The 13,433-nt window shown below is 63.7% G+C and carries 14 protein-coding genes and 1 tRNA gene; 10 read left to right on the forward strand and 5 right to left on the reverse strand.

The genetic code is table 11. The features are described from left to right. Positions 1-14: 14 nt before the first annotated feature. Complete coding sequence (locus tag F3H95_RS16375) at positions 15-1,412, reverse strand: L-serine ammonia-lyase (protein WP_149746782.1); 1,398 nt, start codon at positions 1,410-1,412, stop codon at positions 15-17. A gap of 510 nt (positions 1,413-1,922) precedes the next feature. Here F3H95_RS16375 and F3H95_RS16380 point away from each other — a divergent pair. Together F3H95_RS16380 and F3H95_RS16385 are read left to right on the forward strand one after the other, a co-directional pair. Then, positions 1,923-2,615, forward strand: a complete 693-nt coding sequence (locus F3H95_RS16380) for a DUF599 family protein (protein ID WP_149746783.1) — start codon at positions 1,923-1,925, stop codon at positions 2,613-2,615. 15 nt (positions 2,616-2,630) lie between these two features. After that, complete coding sequence (locus F3H95_RS16385) at positions 2,631-3,626, forward strand: DUF1624 domain-containing protein (RefSeq protein WP_244618045.1); 996 nt, start codon at positions 2,631-2,633, stop codon at positions 3,624-3,626. Positions 3,627-3,714: 88 nt separating this feature from the next. Here F3H95_RS16385 and F3H95_RS16390 read toward each other — a convergent pair whose 3' ends face one another. Continuing rightward, entirely contained in the window at positions 3,715-4,101 is a 387-nt protein-coding gene (locus tag F3H95_RS16390) for a MerR family DNA-binding transcriptional regulator (protein ID WP_143127970.1), read from the reverse strand. Positions 4,102-4,203: 102 nt separating this feature from the next. Further along, positions 4,204-5,619, reverse strand: coding sequence for a magnesium transporter (mgtE, locus tag F3H95_RS16395; RefSeq protein ID WP_149746784.1), 1,416 nt, complete (start codon positions 5,617-5,619; stop codon positions 4,204-4,206). A 192-nt stretch (positions 5,620-5,811) separates the two neighbouring features. Here mgtE and F3H95_RS16400 point away from each other — a divergent pair, with 192 nt between their 5' ends. Both F3H95_RS16400 and F3H95_RS16405 read left to right on the forward strand, forming a co-directional pair. Further along, positions 5,812-6,306 carry a peptide deformylase gene (locus tag F3H95_RS16400; protein WP_149746785.1) on the forward strand — a complete coding sequence of 165 codons (495 nt, stop codon included), beginning with the start codon at positions 5,812-5,814 and terminating at the stop codon, positions 6,304-6,306. 120 nt (positions 6,307-6,426) lie between these two features. Further along, positions 6,427-6,918: a BON domain-containing protein gene (locus F3H95_RS16405; protein ID WP_149746786.1), complete on the forward strand. Its 492-nt coding sequence runs from the start codon at positions 6,427-6,429 to the stop codon at positions 6,916-6,918. A gap of 15 nt (positions 6,919-6,933) precedes the next feature. Here the strand turns inward: F3H95_RS16405 and F3H95_RS16410 are convergent, their stop codons facing one another. Continuing rightward, positions 6,934-7,362 carry an OsmC family protein gene (locus F3H95_RS16410; protein ID WP_143127827.1) on the reverse strand — a complete coding sequence of 143 codons (429 nt, stop codon included), beginning with the start codon at positions 7,360-7,362 and terminating at the stop codon, positions 6,934-6,936. Between the two features lie 285 nt (positions 7,363-7,647). Beyond that, positions 7,648-7,732 (reverse strand) — tRNA-Leu (locus F3H95_RS16415). 186 nt (positions 7,733-7,918) lie between these two features. Between F3H95_RS16415 and lipB the strand changes: the two genes are divergently transcribed. The 6 genes from lipB to F3H95_RS16445 all read left to right on the forward strand — a co-directional run bounded on the left by lipB (position 7,919) and on the right by F3H95_RS16445 (position 13,414). Beyond that, the gene (gene lipB, locus F3H95_RS16420) at positions 7,919-8,641 is read left to right on the forward strand and encodes a lipoyl(octanoyl) transferase LipB (RefSeq protein ID WP_149746787.1); all 723 of its coding nucleotides are present in this window, start codon (positions 7,919-7,921) and stop codon (positions 8,639-8,641) included. An 85-nt stretch (positions 8,642-8,726) separates the two neighbouring features. Beyond that, the gene (locus F3H95_RS16425; protein WP_244618046.1) at positions 8,727-9,656 is read left to right on the forward strand and encodes a DMT family transporter; all 930 of its coding nucleotides are present in this window, start codon (positions 8,727-8,729) and stop codon (positions 9,654-9,656) included. Between the two features lie 101 nt (positions 9,657-9,757). Further along, complete coding sequence (locus tag F3H95_RS16430; RefSeq protein ID WP_149746788.1) at positions 9,758-10,885, forward strand: S-(hydroxymethyl)glutathione dehydrogenase/class III alcohol dehydrogenase; 1,128 nt, start codon at positions 9,758-9,760, stop codon at positions 10,883-10,885. A gap of 116 nt (positions 10,886-11,001) precedes the next feature. Then, the gene (locus F3H95_RS16435; RefSeq protein ID WP_149746789.1) at positions 11,002-12,246 is read left to right on the forward strand and encodes a methyltransferase domain-containing protein; all 1,245 of its coding nucleotides are present in this window, start codon (positions 11,002-11,004) and stop codon (positions 12,244-12,246) included. A 35-nt stretch (positions 12,247-12,281) separates the two neighbouring features. After that, positions 12,282-12,755 (forward strand): YaiI/YqxD family protein, encoded by a 474-nt coding sequence (locus tag F3H95_RS16440; RefSeq protein WP_143127823.1) that lies wholly within the window; start codon positions 12,282-12,284, stop codon positions 12,753-12,755. After that, positions 12,752-13,414, forward strand: a complete 663-nt coding sequence (locus tag F3H95_RS16445) for a DUF1345 domain-containing protein (RefSeq protein WP_149746790.1) — start codon at positions 12,752-12,754, stop codon at positions 13,412-13,414. Before F3H95_RS16440 ends, F3H95_RS16445 begins: the two co-directional genes overlap by 4 nt. The last annotated feature ends 19 nt before the right edge of the window (positions 13,415-13,433 follow it).

Raw genomic sequence — 13,433 nt, forward strand, 5'->3', positions numbered from 1 at the left:
CTCAAGGCCGCGCTTCAACATTCGACCACGTTGACGGCAAGGCCTCCGGTCGATGTTTCCTTGTACTTTTCGCTCATGTCATGGCCGGTCTGGCGCATGGTCTCGATCGCCGCATCAAGCGGCACGAAATGGGTGCCGTCCCCCTTGATGGCGAGCGACGCCGCCGTGACAGCCTTCACGGCGCCCAGTGCATTGCGTTCGATGCACGGGACCTGCACGAGGCCGGCGACGGGATCACAGGTCATGCCGAGATGATGCTCGAGGGCTATTTCGGCCGCATTCTCGATCTGCTCCGGCGAGCCGCCCATCACGGCCGCCAGCCCCGCCGCCGCCATGGCCGCCGCCGAACCCACCTCGCCCTGACAGCCGACTTCCGCACCCGAGATCGAGGCATTGTGCTTGATGATGCCGCCGACGGCCGCCGCCGTCAGCAGGAAGGTGCGGATGTCATCCACGGTGGCATCCTCGTGAAAATGCAGGAAGTAGCGGATGGTGGCCGGAATGACGCCGGCCGCCCCGTTGGTCGGCGCGGTGACGACACGCCCGCCGCCTGCGTTTTCCTCGTTGACGGCCATCGCATAGACGCTCAGCCAGTCATTGGCGAGAAGCGGGTTCAGCCGGTTGCTGCGCCATTCGTCCGTCAGCTTGTCATGGATCGCCTTGGCGCGACGCTTGACCTTGAGCCCGCCGGGCATGATGCCTTCAACCTTCAGACCCCGGTCGATGCAGCTGTTCATCGCCGCCCAGATGCGGTCCAGCCCCTCGTCCAGTTCCGCGGCACTCATCTTGGTGAGTTCGTTGGCGCGCTTCATCGCGGCAATGCCAAGCCCGGACCTGCGGGCCATGTCCAGCATCTCGCGGGCCGAGGCAAACGGATAGGGCACCCTGTCGGCGGACTTTGCCTGCTGGCCCCGCATGGCCTCCAGTTCGGTGTCCGTCACCACGAAGCCGCCGCCGATCGAATAATAGATCCGCGACAACAGCAGGCGACCATCCTTGTCATGTGCGGAAAAACGCATGCCATTGGCATGGCCGGAGAGCGGCACCTTCTTGTCGTAGACCAGATCGTCCTTCGGCTGGAAGACGTAATGCGGATGGCCGGGTGGCGTCACCTGCCCCTGCCGCTCCACGGTCTCCAGGATCTCCTCCATCCGGTCCGGATCAACGCTATCGGGTGCCTCGCCCATCAGGCCGAGGATCACGGCCCTGCCCGTTCCATGCCCGATGCCCGTAAAGGCGAGTGATCCGTGCAGGCTGACCTTCAGATGCCGCACCGCAGCACCTTTCGGCCGGGGCCATTCATCTGACACGATCAGATCCAGAAAGCGGTTGGCCGCCGACATCGGCCCCATGGTGTGGGAGCTGGAGGGGCCAACGCCAATCTTGAAAACATCGAATACGGAGAGAAACATGGCGCGCGATCCTGAATTCTGTTCAAGTCAGATCGCACAAAACCTAGACATGCGAAAGGCACAAGTCCGGCGACGCTCCGACACGCGATGAAGCGGATGCGACAGTACCGCTGTTTCCGGTCGCAATGGAGCAAAACGCCTGTCAGGACGCCGATGTCTCAGAAGGTGCCGCAGAGATAGGCGAGTGCAACGATGGCGGCGAAACCTGCGAGCGCCTTGACGGTCACTCCCCAGCAGGACTTCTGAAGACTGTCTTCCATGGTCTCTCCGATGGCACGCCTGCGCGATCTGCGCACGAGGCTGTAACCGTATATTAATGACGCTTCATCTTCGCAACCGCAAAACCGCGCTCCGCACCACTTTTTTGCCATAATTCGAACGGGCGAGAGCCGCCCTCGCCGTGCAGATCGCGTCAGCTATCCGTGAGCTGCGCCGCCGCTTGTGATCCTGCGGCAATTGACGCATGAAGTGGCCAACGATGCCGGATTCGTCGTGCCACGGAGCCCTGCCATGACCCTGATCGATTATGGTGCCCTCGCCCTGTTTGCGGTCCTCTGGATCGGCTATTCCTGGCTGACCAGCGGGGAGCCGGTCCTGTCACGCCAGAGCCTCAACCAGGCCATGGCCGAACGCCGGCGGCAGTGGATCTACAATTCGCTCTCGCGCGACCTCAAGATGATCGATACCCAGATCATGGCCGGGTTGCAGAACGGCACAGCCTTCTTCGCCTCAACCTCGATCTTCGCCATCGGCGGCTGCTTTGCCCTGCTGGGGCAGACCGACCGCGTCGATGCCGTCTTCCGGGATCTGGCCTTCGTCGAATACAGCGGTCGTGCCGCCTTCGAAATGAAGGTGGTCGGACTGACCGCCCTGTTCGGCTATTCCTTCTTCAAGTTCGGCTGGTCCTACAGGCTGTTCAACTACTGCACCATCCTGTTCGGCGCCCTGCCGATGATGCACGATACCCATGCCGACCGGGCCGCCGCCGAGCGCGCGGCCGATCAGGTGATCCGCATGAACATCATCGCCGCGCGCCACTTCAATGCGGGGCTCCGGACGATTTTTCTGTCCATCGGCTATCTCGGCTGGTTTATCGGGTCCTATATGTTCATGGCGTCAACGCTGTTCGTGATCTTCGTGTTGATCCGTCGTCAGTTCTTTTCGGAAGCCCGACGCGCCATCATGGATCACCTCCAACCCTGAATCCGGATTGTCCGCTTGTCTTCCACCGATGCCTCCCTGCCCGTCGCCGGCTCCCGCACGCCGCGCATCCTGCTGATCGATACGCTGCGCGGGGTAGCCCTTCTTGCGATGGCCTCCTACCACTTCACCTGGGATCTCGAATTCTTCGGCTACCTCGAAGCGGGCACCGCCACGCATGGCGCCTGGAAGATCTATGCCCGGGTGATTGCCAGTTCCTTCCTGTTTCTGGTCGGCGTCAGCCTGCTGCTCGCGCATGGGTCCGGTGTGCGCTGGCAGGCATTCGGCAAGCGCCTCGCCATGGTTGCTGGCGCAGCGCTCGTCATCAGCATCGCCACGCGCTTCGCGATGCCGGAGGAATGGATCTATTTCGGCATCCTGCACAACATCGCCCTCTCCAGCCTGATCGGACTTGCCTTCCTGCGCCTGCCGCCGCTTCTCACCGGGCTGCTATCGCTGGTGATCGCTGGCCTGATGGTACTGAACAATTGGGTGGCGCCCGGCATTCTCGACAGCGAGATCTTCAACACCCGCATGCTCGCCTGGATCGGCTTTGCAGACACCATGCCGCGGTCCAACGACTATGTGCCGGTCTTTCCATGGATCGCCGCCGTTCTGGCCGGCATTGCCGTCGCCGGACTGCTGCGCAAGCACGGTGGCTTTGTGCGGCTCGCCAGCCTGCAGGGAAAGGCGAACAGACTGACCTGGCTTGGACGCCACAGCCTCGTCTTCTATCTCGTCCACCAGCCGGTGCTGATCGGCCTTGTCTATCTGGCCACGCTCGTCGCACCGCCACCGGCACCCGATCCGCTGGCAAGCTTCACCCGCAGTTGCGAGCGATCCTGCCTTGACGATGGCAACGATGCCGGCCTGTGCACACGCTTCTGCGGCTGCACCGCCGAACGGGTGGTCTCCCAGTCGCTGTTCCAGCCGATGCTGAACGGCACGCTGGACGCCGCCGGCCAGGAGAAGGTCCGGTCGATCGCGCAGGAATGCACGGCGATCAGCCGCTGACAGCCGCAACGCGCCGCCACACCTCGCCTTGTACGGCAGCGCAAAGAAGCGCTCCGCACGAGGCGGAGGATGCCGCGTTGGAATGGAATCAGGTGCCCACGCCGATTTCGGCGAGCCGCGTCAGGCAGGCTTCCTCGACATTATCGAGTTCGTTCAGGGTGTCATCGATGTCCTTGCGCTTCTGGCGCAACTCGTCGCGCTTTTCGTCGATGCGCTTCATCAGGAGCTTCAGCTGGCCCATCTCGCCCGGCGGCTCCTTGTAGACCTGAATGATTTCCCGGATCTCGGCGATGGTGAAGCCGATGCGGCGGCCGCGCAGGATTTCCTGGATCAGGCGACGATCGGCCGCGCGAAACAGCCGGGTGCGGCCACGCCGTTCCGGGTGAATGAGGCCTTCATCCTCGTAGAACCGCAGCGTGCGTGTCGACACGCCGAATTCCCGGGTGAGCTCGGTAATGCTATAATATTTTTTCAAGCCAGCTTCCTGCATCGCGCTCTCACCGTAATTGACTTTTACGTAACAGTCAATTTTACGCCGAGGCATGGCCTCTGGCGGACCTGCCAGGCAAGACGCCACTCAGCCGATGGCAAACCACCAGGTGGCAAGGCCGAGGAAGGAAAAGAAGCCGGTCACATCCGTCACCGTGGTCACGAAGACGGCGGAGGAAACGGCCGGATCGGCGCCGATCTTGTCGAGCAGCAGCGGGATGAGGATGCCGGCCAAAGCCGCAGCCATCATGTTGATCAGCATGGCCGACGCAATCAGGCCGCCGATGCTGGTATCCTGAAACCAGAGGCCGGCACAGACCCCGATCAGCACGCCGAAGATCAGGCCGTTCAGCAGGCCGACGCCGGCCTCGCGGCGCACGACGCGCCAGGCATTGTGAATGTCGAGATTGCGGGTGGCGAGCGCGCGCACCGTGACCGTCATGGTTTGCGAGGCGGCGTTGCCGCCCATGCCGGCAACGATCGGCATCAGCACGGCGAGCGCCACGATCTGCTGGATGGTCGCATCGAACAGCGCGATGACGGAGGCTGCCAGGATGGCCGTCAGAAGGTTCACCAGCAGCCACGGCACGCGCGACCGCGACGTGTCGACGACCGTGTCGGACAACTCTTCGTCACCCACGCCGCCGAGGCGCATGATGTCCTCTTCCGCCTCCTCCTGGATCACGTCGACGACGTCATCGATGGTCAGCACGCCGACGAGGCGGCCGTTCTCATCAACGACCGCCGCCGAGATCAGGTCATATTGCTCGAAAAGCTGGGCCGCCTCTTCCTGGTCCATGTCGGCGGGAATGGGATAGTTGGTCTCCCGCATCACCGCCTCGATCTTCACCTGGCGCTTGGTGCGCAGGATCCGGTCGAGATCGACCACGCCGAGCAGCTTGAAGGTGGGATCGATGACGAAGATCTGCGTAAAGCTGTCCGGCAGATCCTCCTCTTCGCGCATGTAGTCGATGGTCTGCCCGACCGTCCAGAACGGCGGCACCGCGACGAATTCCGTCTGCATGCGGCGACCGGCAGAGCTTTCCGGATAATCCAGCGCGCGGCGCAGGCGCACCCGCTCGGTAAAGGGCAGCTGCGCCAGGATCTCTTCCCGGTCCTCCTGGTCGAGGTCTTCCAGAATGTAGACGGCGTCGTCCGAATCAAGCTCGCCAATCGCCGCGGCGATCTGCGCGTTCGGCATCTGGTCGACGATTTCGAGACGGATCGCCTCGTCAACTTCGGTCAGCGCCGTCAGGTCGAATTCATTGCCGAGCAGGCGCACGAGTGCCAGACGCTGGTCCGGCAGGATCGATTCGAGCAGGTCACCCAGTTCCGATTCGTGCAGGCTGGCCACGTTATGGCGCAGGAACAGCAGATCGCGGTCGGCGATCGCGGCCCCCACCATGGCGAGGAAATCGCCGCGAATGGAGCCGTCTTCGGCGTAGATGTCGTCATGTGGCTCATCCACATGATGGCGCACGCGGTCTTCTTCGATGTTCGTCATGCCCGCCCTCGCCTGCACATCTGTGGGTCGCCCTTGGCTGCCGATGGCAGAATGGCTGCGAAAAGCCGAATGTCAACAATTGGATAGGACGGAAATCCGGGAAGGCTGCACGTGCCGCCGACAAGCTGATAGAAGGCTTGGCGGGAACCTTCGCCCGCCCGCCCCGAACCGCCACGCCAGACGGAAGATGCCGTGCCTGTCAGACCGATTCTCCGCTATCCCGATCCCCGCCTCTCGACGCCCGCCGCCAGGGTCGACGAGTTTGATACGATCCTTCGCCAACTGGCCGACGATCTCTTGGACACCATGCGGGCCGCCCCCGGCGTCGGCATCACCGCGCCGCATATTGGCGTGATGCGGCGGATCTCCGTCATCCAGCTCGCGCCGGACGCGCCAGTCCTCGTCCACGTCAATCCCGAAATCATCGCGGCCTCCGGCCCGGAGCAGCGCTTTACCGAAGGCAGCGTCTCCATGCCGGGCTTCACGGAAGAGGTGGAGCGCCCCGGCCACATCCGCTTCCGCCACCAGGACCTTGATGGCACCTGGCACGAGGGCGAGGCGGACGGCTTTCTTTCCACCTGCATCCAGCACGAGATTGACCAGCTCGACGGCATTTTCTGGACACGCCGCCTTTCGCGGCTGAAGCGGGACAGGCTGCTGCGCAAATACGAGAAAAGCAGCCGCTGACATCACCCTGACGACAAGGTCACCATTATGCGCGGCACACTTTTGCGCGACCCGTTGCTGCGCGGTCGAACCATCCGGCTGCATCTGCGTTAAGGGCCCAGCAGACATCAGGAGGCACAGATGGCGTCGAACAAACCTGTCAACGACACTTCCCGCGAGGAAGACTATCGCGACTACGACAGCCGCAACATTGATGACGGCTGGCCCTATGCGGATGCCGCCCGCGCCGGACAGGTTGACAATGCAGCCTATGGCGACACGAGCGCCAATGTCGACCGGGAGCGCAACAGGGGCTACGGCGTGGATACGGCGGATGTGGAGGGACAGGAAGAACCGGTTCGCGACAGCAACACACCGGCAACCATCGGTGCGGAACAGGCCGACGATCTGGAAGAAAGGGTCAGCGACACGATCGAGGCCCTGGATCTCGTAGCCATGGAAACCATCGACGTGCGCGCAGACGGCGGCACGGTAACGCTGGAGGGTGAGGTGGATGACGATGCCACCGCCCGCAAGATCGTCGCCGCCGTTCGGCGCGTGCCTGGTGTTTCCCGCGTCGTCAACGACCTGACGCTGCTCGGCATCGACAGCCTCATCCCGGACGAGGACTGAGGAAACACGCAGCCGTCAAGCGGCCGCTGCGGTGACGGTGATCTCCGGAAGCACGGACAGCGTGTTGCTGACGGTGCAGAGCTTCTTCGCGAGCGCGACAATCTCCTGACGCTGCGCGTCGGTATAGGCACCGGCGATACGGATGTCGGCATGGATGGCCGCAACACGCGACGGCCCCTCATGCGCCTTTTCACCGGCCACATGCGCGGTCACGCTCTCGAAAGCGTCCAGCAGGTGCAGCTGCGACACGGCGCCCTTGACACTGAGCACCAGGCAGGCTGCCAGCGACGCATAGAGCATGTCGAGCGGATTGAAGCCCGGATCGGAAACGCCTGTCGTGACGTCCAGCGCTCCGCCGGTCTCGCTGACCAGCGAGGCATGGCCACGCGCCGCCATCGTTGCGGTGGCGCCGGTTGCGCGCGTCTTCATCTTGATCTCGACCATATTGCCGTCCTCGTCCTGAATGTCGACCGGGTGAACAGTGCTCACAGCCAGCCAGAAGCATTGCAAGGATATCGGCGAGTCTTCACCAAGCCGTCAATGCCAAACCGGTTTCCGATGGTCGCGTGACAGCCGTGCATGAAGGAAGCACCCTCGGGCTCGTATTCCATGGCTCAGATGAAGAGAATGACGGCAGCCGGGCACCGGAACGAACTTCGCACCATACCCGAGACAATGTCGGCAAGTGGCTGCCAGACAACAAAAAACCCGGCTTGCGCCGGGTTTGTTTGGTGCGGTCGAGAAGACTCGAACTTCCACGGGTTGCCCCACAGCGACCTCAACGCTGCGCGTCTACCAATTCCGCCACGACCGCATCGTGGTAGGCCGTCTTGCGTCGGCGAGGGAGCATCTAGCAAAGGGTTTTCCCCGGCGCAAGTGTGCCGTGACAGTTTTTTGAAAGATAAAATCACGCGGGAAAATCCTATATAGGGAAATCCCGCATTTGCGGGCTTTCCGCCTGTGGATAGTCCGCCGCCATTTCGTTTGAAGAGAAAATGCCATGCTGACCCGCACCGATCTCGACCATACCATGTTGCCCGCAGAAGGTTCGCCGCCCGTACGCTGGCGGATTTCCGATTCCCTGGTGCCCTATGACGAAGCGCTTTCGGTGATGGATGCGGAGGTGGCAGCGATCGCAGAGGGACGGGCAGACGAACTCGTCTGGCTTCTCGAACATCCGCCGCTCTACACGGCGGGCACCAGCGCCGACTCGGCCGATCTGATCCAGCCGGACCGCTTCCCGGTCTTTGCCACCGGCCGCGGCGGCGAATACACCTATCACGGTCCGGGCCAGCGGGTCGCCTATGTGATGCTGGACCTGAAGCGCCGGCGGCAGGACGTGCGCGCCTATGTGGCCGCCCTCGAGGAGGTGATCATCCGCTGTCTCGGTGCGATGAACGTGCGCGGCGAGCGGCGCGAGGACCGTGTCGGCGTCTGGGTGCGCCGCCCGGAAAAGCCGCTTCTGCCGGATGGCACGCAGGCCGAAGACAAGATCGCTGCGCTTGGCATTCGCCTGCGCCGATGGGTGAGCTTTCACGGCCTGTCGATCAATGTCGATCCGGACCTCGCGCATTTTTCCGGGATCGTGCCCTGCGGGATCTCCGCCTATGGCGTGACCAGCCTGGAAGATCTCGGCATGCTGGTGATGATGCAGGATGTCGACACAAGACTGCGCCAGGCCTTCGAAGAGGTGTTCGGCCCCACGGTGAACGACGGGGCCTGATGCCGGCCGCACGGATAGCGGCGGCCCGAGGCTTGTAAGGGCGGGGCGTCCTGTGGTTGAAAGAGGCGCCACAGGAAAGCCGCCCATGCCCAAGACCGCCGCCTCTGCCGAAACCTCCGTCAAGGGCATGGCGCTGATGGCCTGCTGCATGGTCGTGCTGCCGATGATGGATGCGATCGCCAAATACATGGCGACCTTCGAGACCATGTCGCCGGGACAGGTGACCTTCTACCGCTTCTTCGTGCAGCTTGTGGTGCTGGCGCCGCTGTTCTTCTGGACGGTGGGCGGCTTCGGACAGGTCAGGCGCCCCTGGATGAACATGCTGCGCGGTGCCCTGCATGCCGGCGCCAGCCTGATGTTCTTCACCGCCGTCAAATACATGCCGCTTGCCGATGTCTTCGCCATCTATTTCGTCGAGCCCTTCATGCTGACGATCCTGTCGGCCCTCTTCCTCGGCGAAAAGGTCGGCTGGCGGCGCTGGCTGGCGATTCTCGTCGGCTTTGGCGGGGCGATGATCGTCATCCAGCCAAGCTTTGCCATCTTCGGCTGGACCTCGCTGCTGCCGGTCGCCTGTGCCGCCCTCTTCACGCTCTACCTGTTCCTCAACCGCGCGCTCGGCGAGGGCGATTCGCCGCTGACCATGCAGATGATGTCCGGCGTCGGCGGCACGCTGTTCATGGGTGTCGTGCTCGTGGCGGGGCACATGGCAGGGATTGCCGATTTCCACATGTCCCTTCCCGGCTCCGGGCTTGGCCTCGTGCTGCTTCTCGTCCTCGGCTCGCTGTCCGGCTATGTGCACCTGCTCGTGGTGCGCTGCTTCCGCATGGCCTCCGTCTCGCTGCTGGCCCCTTTCCAGTATTTCGAGATCATCTCCGCGACAGTGCTGGGCTACCTGCTGTTTGCCGATTTTCCGACGCCATCGAAATGGATCGGCATCGTCATCATCGTCGCCTCCGGCCTCTTCATCATCTGGCGGGAGCAGCGTCAGAACCGCATAGCCGAGACGCCGGCCTGAGAGGACGGCTTGAGACGGGCGCCTGCCGCTTTCAGGGTTGAGCCCCGTCCCCGTGCATGCCACAACCGGTCCCGGAATCAGAACACTCAGGGAGAAAGCACATGGACGTCCGCGCCGCCGTTGCCGTTCAGGCCGGCAAACCGCTTGAAATCATGACCGTGCAGCTGGAAGGCCCGCGCGCCGGCGAGGTGCTGGTCGAGGTCAAGGCGACCGGCATCTGCCATACCGACGACTTCACGCTGTCGGGCGCCGATCCGGAAGGCCTGTTCCCGGCAATCCTCGGCCACGAAGGTGCCGGCATCGTCGTCGATGTCGGGCCTGGCGTCACCTCGGTGAAGAAGGGCGATCACGTGATCCCGCTCTACACCCCGGAATGCCGCGAATGCCCCTCCTGTCTGTCGCGCAAGACCAATCTCTGCACGGCCATCCGCTCCACCCAGGGCCAGGGCCTGATGCCGGACGGCACCTCGCGCTTCTGGATCGGCAAGGACAAGATCCATCACTACATGGGCTGCTCCACCTTCGCCAATTACACGGTGCTGCCGGAAATCGCCGTCGCCAAGGTCAACCCCGACGCGCCCTTCGACAAGATCTGCTATATCGGCTGCGGCGTGACGACGGGCATCGGCGCCGTCATCAACACCGCCAAGGTGGAGATGGGTTCGACGGCCATCGTCTTCGGTCTCGGCGGCATTGGCCTCAACGTCATCCAGGGGCTCCGTCTTGCCGGTGCCGACATGATCATCGGCGTCGATCTCAACAACGAGAAGAAGGCCTGGGGCGAACGCTTCGGCATGACGCACTTCGTTAACCCGAAGGAGGTCGGCGACGATCTGGTGCCGTTCCTCGTCAACATGACCAAGCGCGGCGCCGATCAGATCGGCGGCGCTGACTATACCTTCGACTGTACGGGCAATACCCGCGTCATGCGCCAGGCCCTGGAAGCCTCGCATCGCGGCTGGGGCAAGTCGGTCGTCATCGGGGTTGCCGGTGCCGGCCAGGAAATCTCGACGCGCCCCTTCCAGCTGGTCACAGGCCGCACCTGGATGGGCACCGCATTCGGCGGCGCGCGCGGCCGCACCGACGTGCCGAAGATCGTCGACTGGTACATGGAGGGCAAGATCGAGATCGATCCGATGATCACCCACACCATGCCGCTGGAGGACATCAACAAGGGCTTCGAGCTGATGCATTCGGGTGAAAGCATCCGCTCGGTCGTGCTATACTGACACAGGGCGTTGAGGACGACAGCCTTGCGAAAGGCACGTCCCGGAGAAGACAAGAGGGCGCCGACGGGCGCCCTTTTTTTGATGAGAGGCAGCCGTCCGGCACGGCGGGGGATGACATGGCGGATCGCATCATATCGGGCTCGGTCAAGGCAGATGGCAGCATCCTGCAGGGCCAGGGCTTCCAGGTCAGCCACAAGGGCGCCGGACACTACCTGATCGTCTTCCAGCCGCCGCTGCTCGAGGTAGCCGGCGGCATGGTGCAGTTGATCGATGCGCAGGGCGCACGTGGCTGGCGCGCGGGCGTGGGCTCCGTCGACGGACTGCATGCGACGATCCGCATCGACGATGCCGCGGCGCGTGCCTCGGACGCCCATTTTTCCTTCGTCTTTTCCGGCCGCGGCCATGGCAGCCGGCGCGCCGAACCCGCAGCAACAATGCCACTGGACCCGACGCAGGTGATGGCGGAGCCTGCGATCGGCAGTCCGCCCCCCGTTGTTTCCTTCCCGATCAGCGAACGGATCCGCCGGGCCATGACGCCCGAGCCGCCCACGCCCGCACCGGCAGCCCCGGCCGATTCCGTCTCGCTTGCCCAGCAGGCGCAGATCGACCGGCTCAAGCAGATGACCCAGCAGGTGCTGCAGCGGTTGCAGATGGAAAACCGCATGCTGAAATCGAGGCTCGCGCTGCTGTCGCCGGACGAGGCGCCGGAAAGCGAAGCCGCACGGCAGGCACCCTCGCATCTGGGCAACGGACCGGGCATGCCCGCCCTCGCCCGTCTTCTCGATCTGCCGTCGGCGAAACGCGTGCTCGATATCGGCCCGGGCTGGCAGGATCGCGCCCCGCATCTTCTGGCCGCCGGAAAGACGCTGAGCGTCGCCGTCCGCGACGATGCGTCGGGCGACACAATCGCGGGCGTCTCGCAGATCCCGTTTCCGCTGGCGCCCGAAGAACAAGCGGAGCCCTTCGATGCCGTGATGGCCTGCCACGCGCTGCAACGGGAGGCAAACCCGCATCGGTTTCTGCGCGCTCTGCATGCCGCCCTTTCGGAGAGGGGGTGCCTGTTGCTGTCCGTGCCGAGCCTGCGGTTTCCCCTCTTGAGCGGCGACCTGACGCTGTGGACGGGCGGCCTGTTGCTTTATCATCTGGTGCTCGCCGGCTTCGACTGCCGGGAAGCCGGCTTGCAGGTGGACCGTGGCGAACTCTGCCTTGCTCTTGTCAAGCGCAGTTGCCCCGCCTGGACGGAAGGCACAGCCCTGCCGGCGCTCGAATCGCTTCGCCCGTTGCTGCCGCCGCAGCTGGATTTCATTGCCGAGGCGGAAGGCCGCTGCTTCAATGGCGACATCCGGCGTCTGAACTGGTAAGCGATCCTGACCGAAGCGACGAAAGACCCTGAACCTTGATCTATGTGGATGCCGATGCCTGTCCGGTGAAGCCGGAAATCCTCAAAGTCGCCGAGCGGCACGGGATCGAGGTAACCTTCGTTGCCAATTCCGGCCTGCGTCCCTCCCGCGATCCCATGGTGAAGAACGTCATCGTCTCCGGCGCCTTCGATGCGGCCGATGACTGGATTGCGGAACGGGCCGGGCCCGGCGACATCGTGGTGACGGCCGATGTGCCGCTCGCCGTCCGCTGCGTGGCGCGCGGCGCCCTCGTGACTGGCCCCACCGGACGCGTGTTCGATGAGGCGAACATCGGCATGGCGAGCGCCATGCGCGATCTCGGCGCGCACTTGCGCGAAACCGGCGAGAGCAAAGGCTATAATGCCGCCTTCACGCCGCGCGATCGCTCCAGTTTCCTTTCGACGCTCGATCGCCTGTGCCGACGCGCCAGACTCACCCCCGGAGATTCGGCAGGAGAACAGCCCGCATGACCGAACTGCCCAACAGCTGGCGCCACCGCCGCCAGAGCCCGTTCTACATGGCCGGGCTCGCCGGGCTTGTGCCCCTGCCGATCCTGCTGGTGATCGTGCCCAGACTTGCCATCGAACTCTCCGTCATCCTGTTCTTCCTCGTTTATCTCGGCAGCATCGCGCGGCGCATCCCCCACCTTACGGTGAACCGGCTGAAGACCAGCCGCGAACGCGACGATGCCCCGGCCTATACCATCCTGGTCGTCACCCTGCTGGCCGTCGTCGCCTCCGTCGGCGCGCTGTTCAATGCGCTGAACCGCTCGCATGATCCGAGCCTGTTCGAAGTCGTCATCGCCTTTGCCTCGGTCATCGGCGGCTGGCTGACCATCCACACCATGTTCGCCATGCATTACGCCCACCACTACTGGCGGCGGGTGGATGACGGATCCGGCGGGCTCGTGCTGCAGGGCGGACTGAGCTTTCCCGAGACGAAGGAGCCGGCGGGCTATGATTTCCTCTATTTCTCGCTGGTGATCGGCATGACGGCGCAAACCTCCGACGTCGCCATCACCACCACGACCATGCGGCGGATCAATCTTGCCCATGCGGTACTTGCCTTCTTCTTCAACACCATCCTCGTGGCAGCAGCCGTCAATGCCGTCGTGTCGTTGGCCGGCTAAACCCGTTCATTCCCCCATC

The sequence above is a fragment of the Rhizobium sp. RU35A genome (genome assembly GCF_900156005.1).
GTDB lineage: Bacteria > Pseudomonadota > Alphaproteobacteria > Rhizobiales > Rhizobiaceae > Neorhizobium > Neorhizobium straminoryzae.